The following is a 16091-nucleotide window of genomic DNA, read 5'->3' on the forward strand; positions in this document are numbered from 1 at the left end:
AACATCAGGCTGCATCCAGCGGCACACGCACACTCAGAGTCGTGCCCTCACCCGGTTCACTCTCAAGGAACAATTCCCCACCCATGATCAACACCCGCTCACGCATCCCGACAATCCCAAAGGACGTCGACCTGCCAAGCTCGGCGACAAATCCTACGCCATCATCGCTGACCGTCAGACACAACTCGTCGCCTTCCAACGCAAGCGACAGTTCAACAGTATGCGCCTGGGCGTGACGCATCACATTGGTCAGCGCTTCCTGGAGGATCCGGAACAGGCCAATCGCCTTGGCATCGCTGAGCACTGGCAAATTGTCAGGCACCTGCACCAGACACGGAATCTGCGTACGCGCTTCGAATCGTCGGGCCTGCCATTCAACGGCCGAGGCGATGCCCGCATCGAGAATCGGCGGGCGCAACGCTGTCGCCACATCCCGGACCAATTGGAACAACTGCGCGATCAGGCGCTTCATGCTGGTCAAGCGCTCGTTCAGACCGGGGTCGAGCTGGGCGTAGGCCAGTTCGCACATGGAGGTTTCCAACTTGAGCACGGTCAACATCTGACCCAATTCGTCGTGAACTTCCCGGGCAATACGCGCCTTTTCCTCTTCCCGCACGCTTTCCAGGTGCGCCGACAACTCGCGCAATTGCGCCCGCGAACCGGCCAATTCCAGCTCGATACGCTTGCTCTCGCTGATGTCCCAGACAATCCCGTCCCAGACATAGGCGCCGTCTTCGAGCTGACGGGTGATGGCCTTGATTTCTGCCCAGCGCTGCTCGCCCTGACGCGTGAGGATGCGACCTTGCCAGGACCAGTCGCTGTCGGTATCCAGCGCATGATCCTGGGTCCGGTGATAACTGGCCTTGTCGTCCGGATGCACCAGACTGCGCAAGCCTTTGTCGCGATGAGCAAGGGTTGCCGGGGAGTAACCCACCAGACTCTCGCTGCCTTCACTGATGTAGGCGAAATCGATCTGACCGGTCACCGGCGCCCGCTCCAGGCGAAAGACCAGTCCCGGAACGTTCGCCGCGATGCCTTGCAGCCGTGCTTCGCTTTCCTGCAGCGCCGCCAGGGCACGGCGACGCTCGGTGACGTCGTTGAGATAAACCACCAGATACTCGCTCTGGCGAAAACGCAGAAAACTCAATGAGACATCGGTCGGCAAGATGCTGCCATCGGCGCGCACGCAGTGGGTTTCGAAACTTTGCGGCCCTTCATCGCTGGCCCGGGCGCGTTTCCACAGGTTCAACCAGCGATCCATGTGCAGTCCAGGCTCGAAGTCGATCAATGGCCGATCGATGATTGCGCCCGATGGATAACCAAGCATGTTTTCCGCCGCACGATTGGCATAGCGCACGTGGCTGTCCCAATTGACCCACAGGATACCGACGGTGCTTTGATCAATGGAGAACTGTGTGAGTCGTAACGCCTCTTCGCTGGCGGCACGCAAGGCAATGTCTTCCCGCGCGGCCGACAGGCGTAGTTCCAGGCTGTGCTGCTGGCGGCGTTGCCAGAACACGATGGCCATGCAGCTCAGCGTAAGTACGGCCAGCAGCAGACAAAGGTTTTGCCAGAACCCCGGCGATTCAGTCAGCCGCGGATATTTGGGTTGCAGCCATTGATTGTGCAGTTGCTCAAGGTCCTTGGCCGGAATGGCCCGCAACGCGCTTTCGACGATACCGGCAAGCTCCGGCTTGTCGCGCCGCGTGGCCACCCGCAACAATTGCGGCAGACCAATATCACCGACCACGACCAGCCCGGAGAACTCCGGCTCAACGGACAATCGCCCCAATTGCGCCTCATCCACCACCGCATAACCGGCTTGCTGACTTGCCAGCAGTTGCAGTGCCTGACGCTCGACCGGCACGCCTTGCAGGTTCAAATGAGGATAATTGCTGCGCAGATAGTCGGCGGTGGCGCTGGGCATGCGCACGGCCACACGGGTCTGGCTGTCGAGTTTTTCCAGTTCCACCGTACCGGTGCTTTTCTGGTCGCTGACCACCAATTGCGGCACGCGCATGTACGGATCGGAAAACTGCCACAGTCGCAGTCCTCCCGGAGTCTGGGTCAACCCGGGAGCGATATCGATTTCGCCTTCGCGCGCGGCGGCTTCCAGCTGCTCAAGGTCAGGAAAATTGCGCCAGCTCAGCTCGACATTCAGAGCCTTGGCCAGCCACTTCATCAACTCGACATTGACCCCCGACAGGCGCTGCAAGCGGCGATCGTATTGCGCATAGGGCACCTGCAACACCAGTCCGACCCGCAGTTCACTCTGCTGCGCCAGCCACTGTCGCTGGTTCGGTGACAGCTGCGCAATGTGCTCCGGGGGCGCGGGGGCCGCCCAGCCCATCAAGGGAAACCACAAACAGCCGATAACCCACAGGCAGCGAAAACGCATCATCGAACTCTCACACACTGACAAATACTGACCAACCCATTAGGCTGCCGGAATCACTTCTGGCCTGGAATATCCGATGCCCCCTGTCTACCGCCTGGCACTGCCAGCATTGTGCCTGTCGCTGATCCTGCCTAGCGCTTTTTCTGTCCAGGCTAGCGACCCGATGCCTGCCGCTACGGAAAAACCTGCCGAAGAAAAACCGCTCGAACGCCAACCATTGCCTGAGCGTAGTCAGGAAGAAGCGACAGCCCTTGAACGAAAAATTCCAGCTCAGGAGCAGCAACCACTGCAAGCGGGTACGGACACATTTCTGACCCTTTGGAAACCCGCCAATACCGCCGAGCCCAAAGGTGAGGTGATTATCATCCCCGGCGCCGGTGAAACCGTTGACTGGCCGCAAGCAATCGGCCCGTTGCGGCGCAAACTGCCGGATGCCGATTGGAGCAGCCTGAGTATCACCTTGCCGGACCTGCAAAGCGATGCCATCGCCCCACGAATCGCGCAAGCGCCACCCGCCCCCAAGACACCGGAAAGTGCCAGCAAAGACTCCACCACGGCTGCCCCCATCGAGCAGGCGGCTGGCGGTGAAGCGGACGTGCCTGACAAAGTCATCGCCGCCACCAGCGAGGAACAGAGCAATGAAGATGCCGAGCGAATCTTCGCCCGTATCGATGCGGCGCTTGCCTTCGCTGAACAGCAAAGCGCTCGCCGCATCGTGCTGCTGGGCCATGGCACCGGCGCCTACTGGGCGGCGCGCTATTTAAGCGAGAAGCAGCCCTCGCAAGTCGAGCGCTTCGTCATGGTCGCCGCACAAACACCTGTTCAAGCAAAACCCGGACTGGACGAACTGACACCGAATCTGAAGCTGCCGACCGCGGACATTTTCTACATGGACAAGCCGCTGGATCGCAATGCGGCGCTCGCCCGACTGCAGGCCAGCAAGCGGGTAAAATCGTCGGCATTCAGCCAGGTATCGCTCAAGGCGCTGCCTGACAACAAGGCAGAGCAGGAGCAGCTGTTCCGTCGGGTGCGGGGCTGGTTGAATCCTAAACCTGCGACAGACTGACAAGTCGAGGTGGCCTCATCGCGAGCAAGCTCGCTCCTACAGGAAATCTTCCAGTACTGGAGATCTAATGTGGGCAGAAAGCCTGCTAGCGAAATGGCCCCACAAACAACGCAATCCTTCCTGACTACCGAAAATCCCGCCGTTCACGAATCAAGGTATAGGCACTGTGCAGATCACGCGTGCGCTCGGTCGCTTCACGAACCTGCGATGCCGTCGCCCCGCTGCCGGCGATCTTGTCCGGGTGATGGCGACTGAGCAGGCGCCGGTACGCGCGTTTGATCTGTGCCGGTTCGCTGGTGGCCGACACGCCCAATAGCCGTAAAGCATCCTGATAGGTTGGCGCACCGCTGGCCAATGGCTGCCTCTGCGGCTCATAGTCGTGGGCCAGCGCCTGCACCTGATGCGATGACCACCCCAGCCACTTGCCCCATCGGCTGATCAACTCGCGCTCACTGCTGCCGGCGCGACCGTCGGCCCACACCATCCGCCAGCACGCCCGCAACACCCCTTCCGCGGCATGGGGCTGAGCGCTCAAGCGACGCAGGTAACCGCGCAACCGGTCACTGCCCGACTTGCCACGATTGAACGCGGCAATCGCCCGGCGCTGGGCCGACTCGGACATTTCCAGCGAGCGCATTTCCGCTCGCGCCTGCTCGATATGACCTGCCGATACCCGCCCGTCGCATTTGGCCAGCCGCCCTAGCAACACAAATAGCAGCTCATCGTTGCGCAACACCGAACGGCCGCCCAGTTTTTCCCGCAAATGCCCCCAGCTCTGCAGTTGCAAGCGCCGATCCAGCGCCTGCCCCAACAATGCACCGAGCATGGCCCCCGGGATGCTGGCTATGGCAAAACCCGCTCCGGCTCCAATCAGAGTCCCTGGCCACAACATGTCAGCGGTTCGCTTCTATCAATGCTTCCGCTTCGGCCAGACGTTCGTGCGTGCCGACATCAACCCAGTGTCCTTTCAATTGCTCACCGCTGACTTGTCCCTGCGCCATGGCTTTTCGCAACAGCGGCGCGAGCTTGAAAGCGCCTGGCGAGCAACCGTCGAACAATTGCGGATGCAGTACGGCGATCCCGCTGTAGGTCAGCGTCGCGGCGTCCGATTGTCCGTCGTGTACCTGGCCGCCGATCAGGCTGAAATCCCCTGTCGGGTGGTGCGCCGGGTTATCGGCCAACACCAGGTGCGCCAACCCGGTGATGGGGGGGTGCAGCACACTGAAGTCGTAATCGGTCCAGATGTCGCCGTTGACCACCAGGAAAGCTTCGTCACCCAGCAACGGCAATGCCCGAAAAATACCGCCGCCCGTCTCCAGAGGCTCACCTTCCGCAGAATATTGAATGCTGACGCCATACCGTGAGCCATCGCCCAGATAGTCTTCAATCTGATGGCCTAGCCACGCATGATTGATGACGATTTCGGTAAAGCCGGCCGCTGCCAGCGCACGCAAGTGATACTCGATTAGTGGCACTCCGCCTGCTCGCACCAGGGGCTTTGGCGTCGTGAGCGTCAGCGGGCGCATACGCTCGCCTTTTCCCGCGGCCAGAATCATTGCTTTCATGAGTTGGCTCCAGCTCGCAGACTACCCAGCAACTCAGCCAAACCTGCCAGCTCAGGACGCCGGGCGACCACAGCTTCTATGTAACCGAAGAAGCGCGGTACATCGGCCAAGTAGCGTGGCTTGCCGTCGCGATGGCAGATACGGGCGAAGATACCGATGACTTTCAGGTGACGCTGAACCCCCATAAGGTCACTCGCGCGCAGGAAGTCCTCCAGGTCGGGTTGAACGGGAATATCCATAGCGCCCGCTTGCTGCCAGTAATCCTCAAGCCAGCCACGCACTCGCTCTTCGGGCCAACTGAGGAAGGCATCCTTGAACAGGCAGGTTACGTCATAGGTCACCGGGCCATACACGGCATCCTGAAAATCCAGCACACCGGGATTCGGCTCGCTGAGCATCAGGTTGCGCGGCATGTAATCGCGGTGCACCAGGACTTTCGGCTGGGCCAGGGCGCTGTCAATCAACAAGTCGCTGACCTGCTGCCAAAGGGCTTGTTGTGCGGAATCGAATTCGACCCCCAGTTCCCGCTTTACATACCACTCGGGGAACAGTTCCAGTTCGCGGCGCAACAAGGCCACGTCATAGCTCGGCAGTGGCGCAACCATCGGCAACTGCTGAAAAGCCAGCAGTGCTTGAATGGCATCTGCGAACAAATTGTCCGCATTTTCGCTGTCGATCACGTCCAGATAGGTCTTGTTGCCCAGGTCATTTAGCAAAAGAAACCCGCGTTCGAGGTCTTCGGCATAAATTTTCGGCACATTTATTCCGGATTTTGCCAACAGAAAAGCGATATCCACGAACGGCTTGCAGTTTTCCTGCGGCGGAGGTGCGTCCATCACAATGAAACTTCTATCACCGCCCTCCCAGCGAAAATACCGCCGAAAGCTCGCGTCACTGCTGGCCGCGGTCAACGTGGCCGGGGGTACGCAACCCCATCCCTGTTCAGTAAAAAGGGTTGCCAACTGCTCATCGAGCCAAACTTTCAGGTGTTGCAAACGTACATCTTGGTCAGGCATTGCAAGGGTCTCCGACGGCGCTAGCCGTCAAGCGGGTCATGCTTTATTATCCAGCATCTTTTTCAGACCATCGAGAGGCGTGCGGCCCACACCGCGGGCAGATGGCACGCAGGAAGCCCGGACTAATAAGATGGCATTGAAATCCCCCGCGTTTCGTAAAAAATTTCCGTTGCTGGTAACCGGCAGTCTGCTGGCCCTGCAACCTCTTACCACTTCCTTCGTGGTCGCCGCGGAACAGTTTGACTGCTCTGTCTCTGCTTCGGGTGCCTGGAACTGTGCGCCAAAAGCACCGGCAGCTGCATTGCCTCCGCGTCCCGTCCATGATGGCAGTACAGCCTCCGCGACCGGAGAAACCCCGGCTGAGAGCGGTACCAGCGAAGACATGGGTGCCAAGCCAGCTCTGGTTACCGAGTCCAAAGGCCGTGGCCTGAAGTCGCGCAGTGAAGACTACAGTCACCTTGACTGGGTTCCGCGCGAACAACTCACTGCGGCACAATTGGCTGAAACCGGTCCTTATTGCGCTGGTTCCTATATCGAACCGATTCGTCCTGGCATGAATGACAAGACGAGTAAAAGTGACGCTCCTACCTTTATCGGCGCAAAAGCCTCCCGCTATAAGCAGGATGAGCAGATTGCGACCCTGGCCGGCGACGTGGTCATGCGACAAGGTAGCATGCAGGTCGAAGCCGACGAGGCGAACCTGTACCAGGCCGAGAGTCGTGGCGAGCTGAACGGCAACGTGCGCATTCGCGACAATGGTGCACTGATCGTAGGCGATCACGCCGATGTGCAACTCGACACCGGTGAAGCCAAGGTCGACAATGCCGAATATGTGATGCACAAATCGCGCATCCGCGGTAATGCGCTGTACGCCAAACGTGCCGAAAACGCGATCATCCGCCTCAAGGATGGTACGTACACCACGTGCGAACCGAACAGCAACGCCTGGCAGCTCAAGGGCAACAACATCACCTTGAACCCGGCCACCGGTTTCGGTACGGCGACCAACGTGACACTGCGGGTCAAGGACATTCCGGTCCTGTACACGCCGTACATCTATTTCCCGATCGACGACCGTCGCCAGTCCGGCTTCCTGCCGCCGACCATCGGCACCGGCAGCGATACCGGCTTCCTGCTGGTCACCCCGTACTACTTCAACCTGGCGCCGAACTACGACGCCACGTTGTACCCACGCTACATGTCCAAGCATGGCTTGCTGATGGAAGGCGAATTCCGCTACCTGACACAAACCAGCGAAGGACAGTTCGGTGCCGCGTATCTCAATGACGAGAGCAACGATCGCGAGTTGCAAAGCGACTATGACAGCACTCGTTATATGTACAACTGGCAGCACGTCGGTGGCCTGGATTCGCGTGTCCTCACGCAAGTCGACTACACCAAGATCAGCGATCCGTATTATTTCCAGGATCTGCAGACTGACCAGATTGGTGTGAAAAGCGCTGACTTCGTGAACCAGCAGGGTTCCGTCAGCTATCGCGGCGACAACTACACCGCTCGCGTGAATGCACAGGCTTACCAGCTGGCAACGGTATCGAACCTCACACCCTATGATCGCTTGCCACAGATCACCTTCAATGGTGCTCTGCCATATCATCCAAGCGGCCTGAATTTCGATTATCAAACTGAAGTCGTGCGATTTGATCGGGATCTGGAGAACGGCACTTACATCGATGAAGACGGCAATGTAGCGCGACGTCTTGATAACAACATCCAGGGACTCGCACGTGCCACTGGCGACCGCCTGAACCTTGCCCCGGCTGTCAGCCTGCCACTGACCTGGTCCTATGGTTTCCTGAGGCCGGCGCTGAAGTACCAGTACACCCAGTACCAACTGGATCTGGACAGCATCGGAAAATCCCAGGTTGCCGCGCAAAACGCAGAGCAAGACAGACTCAACGGCACCTTCGACAGCAACCAGAACCGCGGCGTGCCGATTGCCAGCATCGACAGCGGCCTGTACTTCGATCGCCACACCCAGTGGTTCGGCAAAAACTATCGCCAGACGCTTGAACCCCGTCTGTTCTACCTCTATGTACCAGAGAAAGATCAGGAAGACATTCCGGTGTTCGACACTGGCGAATACACCTTCAACTATTCTTCGCTGTTTTACGACAACCGCTTCTCCGGATCTGACCGTGTCGGCGACGAGAACAAATTGTCGCTGGGCGTAACCAGTCGCTGGATCGAAGACAACGGTTTCGAGCGTCAACGCATTAGCGTCGGTCAGGCGTTGTACTTCAAGGATCGCGAAGTGCAGATGCCGGGCATCGATGCCAAAACCCGCGAAGATGCCCATTCCGACGTATCCCCTTATGCGCTGGAATACGAGTACCGCTGGAACCGTGACTGGCGCACCACCGCCGATTACAACTGGGATCCGGACAGCCGCAGCCCTCGCTCGGGTAGCGCGATGTTCCACTACCAGCCAGAAGACAATCCGAACAAGGTGATCAACGCCGGTTATCGCTATCGCAATGACCAGGTCCGTTACGACCAGAACACCGGCAAATGGACAGTGGGCGGCGGCGACTACGGCACCCCGGGCACTCCTGGCTACGTAAAGGACTACTACAAGATCGAACAGCACGACTTCTCGGTGATCTGGCCGATCGTGCCGCAATGGAACGCCATCAGCCGTTGGCAATATGACTACAACCGCAACCGTACCCTGGAAGCCTTCGGTGGCTTCGAGTACGACAACTGCTGCTGGAAATTGCGCCTGATCAACCGTTACTGGGTTTCTTATGACGAATTCAGTCAGGAAGCACCGGAAAACGAAAAAGGCGACCATGGCGTCTTCCTCCAAATTGTTCTGAAGGGACTCGGCGGCCTCACCGGCGCCAAGGTAGAGAGTTTCCTCGACAAAGGCATTCAAGGTTATCGTGAACGTGAAGACCAAGCTTTCTGATTGTCTGCGCCCGCTGATGCTGGGCGCGCTGTTCCTGAGTACCGCGGCTGGCGCCGCCGTACAGTCCATCGATAAAGTGGTGGCCATTGTCGACAACGACGTGGTCATGCAGAGCCAACTGGACCAACGCGTTCATGAAGTTCAGCAAACCATTGCCAAGCGTGGCTCCGCCGTGCCCCCAGCCAACGTGCTGGAACAGCAGGTCCTTGAGCGCTTGATCGTCGAAAACCTGCAACTGCAGATCGGCGAACGTTCCGGCATCCGCATTACCGATGAAGAACTGAACCAGGCGGTTGGCACCATCGCCCAGCGCAATAACATGTCGCTTGAGCAATTCCGCGCAGCTCTGACTCACGACGGTCTGTCTTATGACGACGCCCGTGAGCAGATTCGTCGCGAAATGGTCATCAGCCGTGTTCGCCAACGCCGCGTGGCGGAGCGCATCCAGGTGTCCGAGCAGGAAGTGAAAAACTTCCTGGCTTCGGACCTCGGCAAAATGCAGCTGTCCGAAGAACTGCACCTGGCCAACATCCTGATTCCAACGCCAGAAAGCGCCAATTCTGAAGCCATTCAGAATGCCGCACGACAGGCGATGGAGGTCTACCAGCAACTCAAGCAAGGCGCCGACTTCGGTCAAATGGCCGTTGCCAAATCCGCCAGCGAAAACGCACTGGAAGGCGGCGACATGGGCTGGCGCAAGGCAGCTCAATTGCCGCCTCCGTTCGACCGCGAACTGAGCAGAATGACCGTGGGTGATATCACTCAACCGGCACGCACTCCAGGCGGTTTCATCATTCTCAAGCTCCTCGACAAGCGCGGCGGTGCGACTCAAATGCGCGATGAAGTGCATGTGCGTCATATCTTGGTCAAACCGAGTCCGATCCGCGACGAAGCAAAGACCAAGGCGCTGGCTGATTCGCTCTATACCCGTATCGAAGCGGGTGAAGACTTTGGCGAACTGGCCAAAAGCTACTCGGAAGACCCAGGTTCTGCCCTCAACGGCGGCGACCTGAACTGGATCGACCCGAACGCATTGGTTCCAGAGTTCCGCGAGGTCATGGCAAAGACTCCACAAGGCCAGCTATCCAAACCGTTCCAGACGCAGTATGGCTGGCATGTACTGGAAGTTCTCGGCCGCCGCGCCACTGACAGCACCACCCAGGCGCGTGAGCAGCAAGCGATGACCGTACTGCGCAACCGCAAATACGACGAAGAACTGCAAACCTGGTTGCGTCAGATCCGTGACGAAGCGTATGTAGAAATCAAACTCCCTGGCGTCGACCAGGCAGCGCAGTGAAACTCCAACGTTTCGCGCTGACACCCGGCGAACCAGCCGGCATAGGTCCCGACCTGTGCCTGCTGCTCGCCTCGCAAGCCCAGCCACATCCCCTGATTGCCATCACCAGCCGCGACCTGCTCCTTGAGCGGGCCGCGCAACTGGGCGTGGCTGTCGACTTGCTGCCGGTCACACCGGATAACTGGCCGGATGCACCCGCGCCAGCCAACAGCCTGTATGTCTGGGACACACCGCTCAATGCCAAGGTCGTCGCCGGGCAACTGGACAAGGCCAACGCTGCCTTCGTTCTGGAAACCCTGACCCGCGCCGGCCAAGGCTGCCTGGACGGGCATTTCGCCGGAATGATTACGGCCCCGGTGCACAAAGGCGTGATCAACGAATCCGGCATCGCCTTTTCCGGGCACACGGAATTTCTCGCCGACCTGACCCACACCGCACAAGTGGTGATGATGTTGGCCACCCGCGGGTTACGCGTGGCACTGGTGACGACTCACCTGCCCCTTCGCGAGATTGCCGACGCCATCACGCCGCAGCGTCTGGAACGAGTCACACGAATCCTGCACGCTGATCTGCAAAACAAATTCGGTATCGCCCAGCCACGCATACTGGTGTGCGGACTCAACCCACATGCCGGTGAAGGTGGACACCTGGGCCATGAAGAAATCGATATCATTGAACCCACCCTGGAGCGTCTGCGCGGCGAAGGCATGGACCTGCGCGGCCCCCTGCCCGCCGACACTCTGTTTACCCCCAAGTATCTGGAGCACTGCGACGCAGTGCTGGCGATGTACCATGACCAGGGCTTGCCTGTGCTGAAGTACAAAGGCTTCGGCGCGGCAGTCAACGTGACCCTCGGCTTGCCGATTATCCGCACATCGGTCGACCACGGCACCGCCCTGGATCTGGCCGGCAGCGGCAAGATCGACACCGGCAGCCTGCAAGTCGCCCTGGAAACCGCCTACCAGATGGCCGAGACCCGTTTATGACCGAGCACTACCAACACAAGGCGCGCAAGCGTTTTGGCCAGAACTTCCTGCACGATGCCGGCGTTATCGACCGCATCCTGCGCTCCATCCATGCCAAGACCGAGGACCGCCTGCTGGAAATCGGCCCGGGCCAGGGCGCTCTTACCCAAGGCTTGCTCAGCAGCGGCGCGCAACTCGACGTAGTGGAACTGGACAAGGACCTGATCCCGATCCTCAACCAGCAATTCGCCGGCAAGAGCAACTTCAACCTGCATCAGGGCGATGCGCTGAAGTTTGACTTCAACAGCCTGAATGCCGCGCCCGGCAGCCTGCGAGTGGTCGGCAACCTGCCATACAACATCTCGACACCGCTGATTTTTCACCTGTTGCACAACTCGCACCTGATCCGCGACATGCACTTCATGCTGCAAAAAGAAGTGGTCGAGCGCCTGGCCGCAGGGCCTGGCGGTGGCGATTGGGGGCGGTTGTCGATCATGGTTCAGTACCACTGCCGGGTCGAACACCTGTTCAACGTCGGCCCGGGAGCGTTCAATCCGCCGCCAAAAGTCGATTCGGCCATTGTGCGTCTGGTGCCTCACGCCGTGTTGCCGCACCCGGCGAAGGACCATCGCCTGCTTGAGCGCGTCGTACGCGAAGCTTTCAACCAGCGTCGCAAAACCCTGCGCAATACGCTCAAGCTGCTGCTGAGCAACGACGAAATCGAAGCTGCCGGCGTCGACGGCAGTCTGCGCCCCGAACAACTCGACCTGGCGGCGTTCGTGCGCCTGGCCGACAAGCTCAGCGAGCAAAAGCCTGCCACAGACTGACAGGCGATGAACGCTATCGGGTAGGACGACACTCTGGTCTACTACCCGATACTTGGCCTAGACTGAACTCCATCAGCTACGCCCCGCGTCCCGCTTCGTTTTTAAGGCCTCTTGCATGTCCGATCCTCGTTATCAGGTCGACGTCAGCGTCGTCACCCGCTATCTGGCAGAACAATCGCAACCCGAGCATGACCGTTTTGCCTTCGCCTACACCATTACCGTGAAAAACAATGGCCTGGTGCCAGCCACCTTGCTTTCACGGCATTGGGTGATCACCGATGGCGACGGACACGTCGAAGAGGTTCGTGGGGCTGGCGTGGTTGGCCAGCAACCCTTGATCGAGGCGGGCAAGAGCCACACTTACAGCAGCGGCACGGTCATGACCACCAAGGTCGGCACCATGCAAGGCTCGTATCAGATGATTGCCGACGACGGTAAGCACTTCGATGCCATTATTGCCCCGTTTCGCCTGGCGGTGCCGGGGTCGTTACACTGATGGCAACGTACGCGGTCGGTGATCTGCAAGGCTGCCTTGAAGCGCTGCAATGCCTGCTCAAGCAAGTCGCGTTCGATCCTGCAAAAGATCGATTGTGGCTGGTGGGAGATCTGGTCAATCGCGGCCCGCAGTCGTTGGAAACCCTGCGTTTTCTCTACACTATCCGCGAATCGCTGGTGTGTGTACTCGGCAACCACGACCTGCATTTGCTGGCCGCCGGACGCAACATCGAACGCCTGAAGAAAACCGATACCCTGCGCGAAATTATCGACGCACCGGACAGCGCTGAACTGCTCGAATGGCTACGTCAGCAAAAGCTCATGCACTACGACGAACAACGCAATACCGCTCTGGTACACGCCGGCATTCCACCGCAGTGGTCACTGCGCAAAGCGCTGAAGTGTGCCGCCGAAGTCGAGACCGCATTGCGCGATGACAACCTGCTGCCGCCCTATCTTGACGGCATGTACGGCAATGATCCGGCGAAATGGGACAACGACCTCAAAGGCGTGACACGCCTGCGCGTCATCACCAACTATTTCACCCGTATGCGTTTCTGCACCGCCGAAGGCAAACTCGACCTCAAGAGCAAGGAAGGTCTCGACACCGCCCCGCCGGGTTACAAGCCCTGGTTCCAGCACAAAGAACGCAAGACCAAGGATCTGAAGATCATCTTCGGTCATTGGGCTGCGCTGGAAGGCAACATAGATGCACCTGGCATTTCGGCGCTCGATACCGGCTGCGTCTGGGGCGGCGCCCTGACCCTGATGAACGTCGACAGCGGCGAGCGTCTGAACTGCAAATGCGACGAGCATGGCCAACCTGCCGTGCCGTCAGTCGCCTCACAAATCTGCGAACCATCGCCAGCCAGCGCCCCGCGCTAGACTGCCCATTCAGCCGAGCCACAGGAGCCCGACATGAGCGAATTCAAAAGAATCCCCCCGGAACAAGCCCAGACCCTGCGCGAACAAGGCGCCGTGGTGGTCGACGTCCGCGACCCCGCCACTTATGCCGCCCTGCACATCGCAGGCTCGAAGCATCTGGACAACCATTCCCTGCACGCCTTTATCCAGGGCGCCGATCTCGACGCGCCGACAGTTGTGGTCTGCTATCACGGCAACTCCAGCCAAGGCGCGGCCGCCTACCTGGTCAGCCAGGGCTTCTCGGACGTTTACAGCATGGATGGCGGTTTTGAGCTGTGGCGTACGACCTACCCTTCAGAAACGGCGCAAGGCACTTCTGAATAATTTTTTTGTAACACGCAAGCCCCCGGCTGCCTTGGGCTTGCGCGGTGGCAGACGAACGGTCTGCCACAACTAATTACGTATCTCGCCTTTACCTCCCGAATTCCCAACTATCCTTAAGCGCAGGCCATCCAAAACAGGGGAGAGCCGGTACACCGGCGCGCGGGTCATCGGGAGTAGCTTTCGGGGCGGTCAGCTCCGGGAGAGTTCTGGGGGGTAAACAGCAATCGCCTGTTCGGTTGCTGCCAGCATCGACTGAGTGATCCGGCGTCGGCTCCACGTATCGAGCGAGGTGACGTCATGAGTATCTTTAGCCACTTCCAACAACGCTTCGAGTCCACACGCCAGGAAGAACTCTCTCTGCAAGAGTATCTTGAGCTGTGCAAAAAAGACCGCAGCGCCTACGTTTCCGCCGCCGAGCGTCTGCTGCTCGCCATCGGTGAACCGGAACTGCTCGACACCTCGACCAACTCGAGGCTGTCGCGAATCTTCTCCAACAAGGTCATCCGCCGCTATCCGGCCTTCGAAGACTTCCACGGGATGGAAGAGTGCATTGATCAGATCGTATCGTACTTCCGGCATGCCGCTCAGGGCCTGGAAGAGAAGAAACAGATTCTTTACCTGCTCGGCCCTGTCGGTGGTGGTAAATCGTCCCTGGCCGAGAAACTCAAGCAGCTGATTGAAAAAGTGCCCTTCTATGCCATTAAGGGCTCGCCAGTGTTCGAGTCACCTCTGGGTCTGTTCAACTCCACTGAAGATGGGGCGATCCTCGAGGAAGACTTCGGCATTCCACGGCGCTACCTCAACACCATCATGTCGCCATGGGCGACCAAGCGTCTGGCCGAATTCGGTGGCGACATCAGCCAGTTCCGCGTGGTGAAACTCTACCCGTCGATCCTCAACCAGATCGCCGTGGCAAAAACCGAACCGGGTGACGAAAACAACCAGGACATTTCCGCTCTGGTGGGCAAGGTCGATATTCGCAAACTGGAAGAGTTCCCTCAAAACGACGCCGACGCCTACAGCTACTCGGGCGCACTGTGCCGGGCCAACCAAGGCCTGATGGAATTCGTCGAAATGTTCAAGGCGCCGATCAAGGTGCTGCACCCATTACTGACTGCCACCCAGGAAGGCAACTACAACAGTACCGAAGGCCTTGGTGCAATTCCGTTCACCGGGATCCTGTTGGCCCACTCCAACGAATCGGAGTGGCACACCTTCCGCAACAACAAGAACAACGAAGCTTTCATCGACCGGATCTACATCGTCAAAGTGCCATACTGCCTGCGGGTCAGTGACGAAGTGAAGATCTATGACAAGCTGTTGTTCAACAGCTCGCTGGCCAAGGCCCACTGCGCGCCGGATACCCTGAAGATGCTGGCCCAGTTCACCGTGCTCTCGCGCCTCAAGGAGCCGGAAAACTCCAATATCTACTCGAAGATGCGCGTGTACGACGGCGAGAACCTCAAAGACACCGATCCGAAAGCCAAGTCGATCCAGGAATACCGCGACAATGCGGGCGTCGACGAAGGCATGAACGGACTGTCGACCCGCTTCGCGTTCAAGATCCTGTCGAAGGTGTTCAACTTCGATCCCCACGAAATCGCCGCCAACCCGGTGCACTTGCTCTACGTACTGGAACAACAGATCGAGCAGGAACAGTTCCAGGCCGAGACCCGTGAACGCTATCTGCGCTTCCTCAAGGAGTACCTGGCACCGCGCTACATCGAATTCATCGGCAAGGAGATCCAGACCGCCTATCTCGAGTCCTACAGCGAATATGGCCAGAACATCTTCGACCGCTATGTGCTGTACGCCGACTTCTGGATCCAGGACCAGGAATACCGCGATCCGGAAACCGGCGAGATCCTCAACCGCGTGGCACTGAACGAGGAACTGGAGAAAATCGAAAAACCGGCCGGCATCAGCAATCCGAAAGATTTCCGCAACGAAATCGTTAACTTCGTCCTGCGTGCCCGCGCCAACAACAACGGCAAGAATCCGACCTGGCTCAGCTACGAAAAACTGCGGGTGGTCATCGAGAAGAAAATGTTCTCCAACACCGAAGACCTGCTGCCAGTCATCAGCTTCAATGCCAAGGCGAGCAAAGAGGACCAGCAGAAACACAACGACTTCGTCACACGAATGGTCGAGCGGGGTTACACCGACAAACAGGTACGACTGCTGTCCGAGTGGTACTTGCGGGTCAGAAAATCACAATAACCCGCTGCCGGTCAGACCGGTTGTCGTCAGCCAGAGACCTGTGTGCGCTTTTTCTGTTACACAGG

General features: G+C 58.8%; 13 protein-coding genes. 9 read left to right on the forward strand and 4 right to left on the reverse strand.

Going from position 1 to position 16091, the window contains the following annotated elements; genetic code table 11:
- Positions 1-4: 4 nt before the first annotated feature.
- Positions 5-2401, reverse strand: a complete 2397-nt coding sequence (locus tag AD668_RS24400; RefSeq protein ID WP_053162915.1) for a PAS domain S-box protein — start codon at positions 2399-2401, stop codon at positions 5-7.
- Positions 2402-2474: 73 nt separating this feature from the next.
- On the opposite strand from AD668_RS24400, the gene AD668_RS24405 reads away from it, so the two are divergent.
- Positions 2475-3464, forward strand: a complete 990-nt coding sequence (locus tag AD668_RS24405; protein ID WP_053162917.1) for an alpha/beta hydrolase family protein — start codon at positions 2475-2477, stop codon at positions 3462-3464.
- 124 nt (positions 3465-3588) lie between these two features.
- Here AD668_RS24405 and AD668_RS24410 read toward each other — a convergent pair whose 3' ends face one another.
- Genes AD668_RS24410 through AD668_RS24420 form a run of 3 tightly spaced genes read right to left on the reverse strand, consistent with a single transcriptional unit; the run spans position 3589 to position 6045 of the window.
- A complete protein-coding gene (locus tag AD668_RS24410) occupies positions 3589-4356 on the reverse strand; it encodes a TerB family tellurite resistance protein (RefSeq protein WP_053162919.1) in 768 nt (255 codons plus the stop codon).
- 1 nt (position 4357) lies between these two features.
- Complete coding sequence (murU, locus tag AD668_RS24415) at positions 4358-5029, reverse strand: N-acetylmuramate alpha-1-phosphate uridylyltransferase MurU (RefSeq protein ID WP_053162921.1); 672 nt, start codon at positions 5027-5029, stop codon at positions 4358-4360.
- Positions 5026-6045, reverse strand: a complete 1020-nt coding sequence (locus AD668_RS24420; RefSeq protein WP_053162923.1) for an aminoglycoside phosphotransferase family protein — start codon at positions 6043-6045, stop codon at positions 5026-5028. The genes murU and AD668_RS24420 overlap by 4 nt, the downstream gene beginning before the upstream one ends.
- A gap of 130 nt (positions 6046-6175) precedes the next feature.
- On the opposite strand from AD668_RS24420, the gene AD668_RS24425 reads away from it, so the two are divergent.
- The 8 genes from AD668_RS24425 (at position 6176) to AD668_RS24460 (ending at position 16026) form a co-directional block, all read left to right on the forward strand.
- Positions 6176-8974, forward strand: coding sequence for an LPS-assembly protein LptD (locus AD668_RS24425; RefSeq protein ID WP_053162925.1), 2799 nt, complete (start codon positions 6176-6178; stop codon positions 8972-8974).
- Positions 8955-10271, forward strand: coding sequence for a peptidylprolyl isomerase SurA (surA, locus tag AD668_RS24430; protein ID WP_156322393.1), 1317 nt, complete (start codon positions 8955-8957; stop codon positions 10269-10271). Before AD668_RS24425 ends, surA begins: the two co-directional genes overlap by 20 nt.
- Positions 10268-11257, forward strand: coding sequence for a 4-hydroxythreonine-4-phosphate dehydrogenase PdxA (gene pdxA / locus AD668_RS24435; RefSeq protein ID WP_053162927.1), 990 nt, complete (start codon positions 10268-10270; stop codon positions 11255-11257). Before surA ends, pdxA begins: the two co-directional genes overlap by 4 nt.
- Positions 11254-12063 (forward strand): 16S rRNA (adenine(1518)-N(6)/adenine(1519)-N(6))-dimethyltransferase RsmA, encoded by an 810-nt coding sequence (rsmA, locus tag AD668_RS24440; RefSeq protein ID WP_053162929.1) that lies wholly within the window; start codon positions 11254-11256, stop codon positions 12061-12063. Before pdxA ends, rsmA begins: the two co-directional genes overlap by 4 nt.
- 115 nt (positions 12064-12178) lie before the next feature.
- The gene (gene apaG / locus AD668_RS24445; RefSeq protein WP_053162931.1) at positions 12179-12559 is read left to right on the forward strand and encodes a Co2+/Mg2+ efflux protein ApaG; all 381 of its coding nucleotides are present in this window, start codon (positions 12179-12181) and stop codon (positions 12557-12559) included.
- A complete protein-coding gene (locus AD668_RS24450; protein WP_053162933.1) occupies positions 12559-13443 on the forward strand; it encodes a symmetrical bis(5'-nucleosyl)-tetraphosphatase in 885 nt (294 codons plus the stop codon). The genes apaG and AD668_RS24450 overlap by 1 nt, the downstream gene beginning before the upstream one ends.
- Before the next feature lie 33 nt (positions 13444-13476).
- Positions 13477-13806 carry a thiosulfate sulfurtransferase GlpE gene (gene glpE / locus AD668_RS24455; protein ID WP_053162936.1) on the forward strand — a complete coding sequence of 110 codons (330 nt, stop codon included), beginning with the start codon at positions 13477-13479 and terminating at the stop codon, positions 13804-13806.
- A gap of 297 nt (positions 13807-14103) precedes the next feature.
- Positions 14104-16026, forward strand: coding sequence for a PrkA family serine protein kinase (locus tag AD668_RS24460; protein ID WP_053162938.1), 1923 nt, complete (start codon positions 14104-14106; stop codon positions 16024-16026).
- Positions 16027-16091 lie beyond the last annotated feature (65 nt).

Source organism: Pseudomonas sp. P1.8 (genome assembly GCF_001269805.1).
Classification (GTDB): Bacteria; Pseudomonadota; Gammaproteobacteria; order Pseudomonadales; family Pseudomonadaceae; genus Aquipseudomonas.

Bases quoted from the DNA above. Each gene is read 5' to 3' on its own strand.
- AD668_RS24400 (WP_053162915.1), bottom strand. From the start codon at position 2,401: ATGATGCGTTTTCGCTGCCTGTGGGTTATCGGCTGTTTGTGGTTTCCC.
- AD668_RS24405 (WP_053162917.1), top strand. From the start codon at position 2,475: ATGCCCCCTGTCTACCGCCTGGCACTGCCAGCATTGTGCCTGTCGCTG.
- AD668_RS24410 (WP_053162919.1), bottom strand. From the start codon at position 4,356: ATGTTGTGGCCAGGGACTCTGATTGGAGCCGGAGCGGGTTTTGCCATA.
- murU (WP_053162921.1), bottom strand. From the start codon at position 5,029: ATGAAAGCAATGATTCTGGCCGCGGGAAAAGGCGAGCGTATGCGCCCG.
- AD668_RS24420 (WP_053162923.1), bottom strand. From the start codon at position 6,045: ATGCCTGACCAAGATGTACGTTTGCAACACCTGAAAGTTTGGCTCGAT.
- AD668_RS24425 (WP_053162925.1), top strand. From the start codon at position 6,176: ATGGCATTGAAATCCCCCGCGTTTCGTAAAAAATTTCCGTTGCTGGTA.
- rsmA (WP_053162929.1), top strand. From the start codon at position 11,254: ATGACCGAGCACTACCAACACAAGGCGCGCAAGCGTTTTGGCCAGAAC.
- apaG (WP_053162931.1), top strand. From the start codon at position 12,179: ATGTCCGATCCTCGTTATCAGGTCGACGTCAGCGTCGTCACCCGCTAT.
- AD668_RS24450 (WP_053162933.1), top strand. From the start codon at position 12,559: ATGGCAACGTACGCGGTCGGTGATCTGCAAGGCTGCCTTGAAGCGCTG.
- glpE (WP_053162936.1), top strand. From the start codon at position 13,477: ATGAGCGAATTCAAAAGAATCCCCCCGGAACAAGCCCAGACCCTGCGC.
- AD668_RS24460 (WP_053162938.1), top strand. From the start codon at position 14,104: ATGAGTATCTTTAGCCACTTCCAACAACGCTTCGAGTCCACACGCCAG.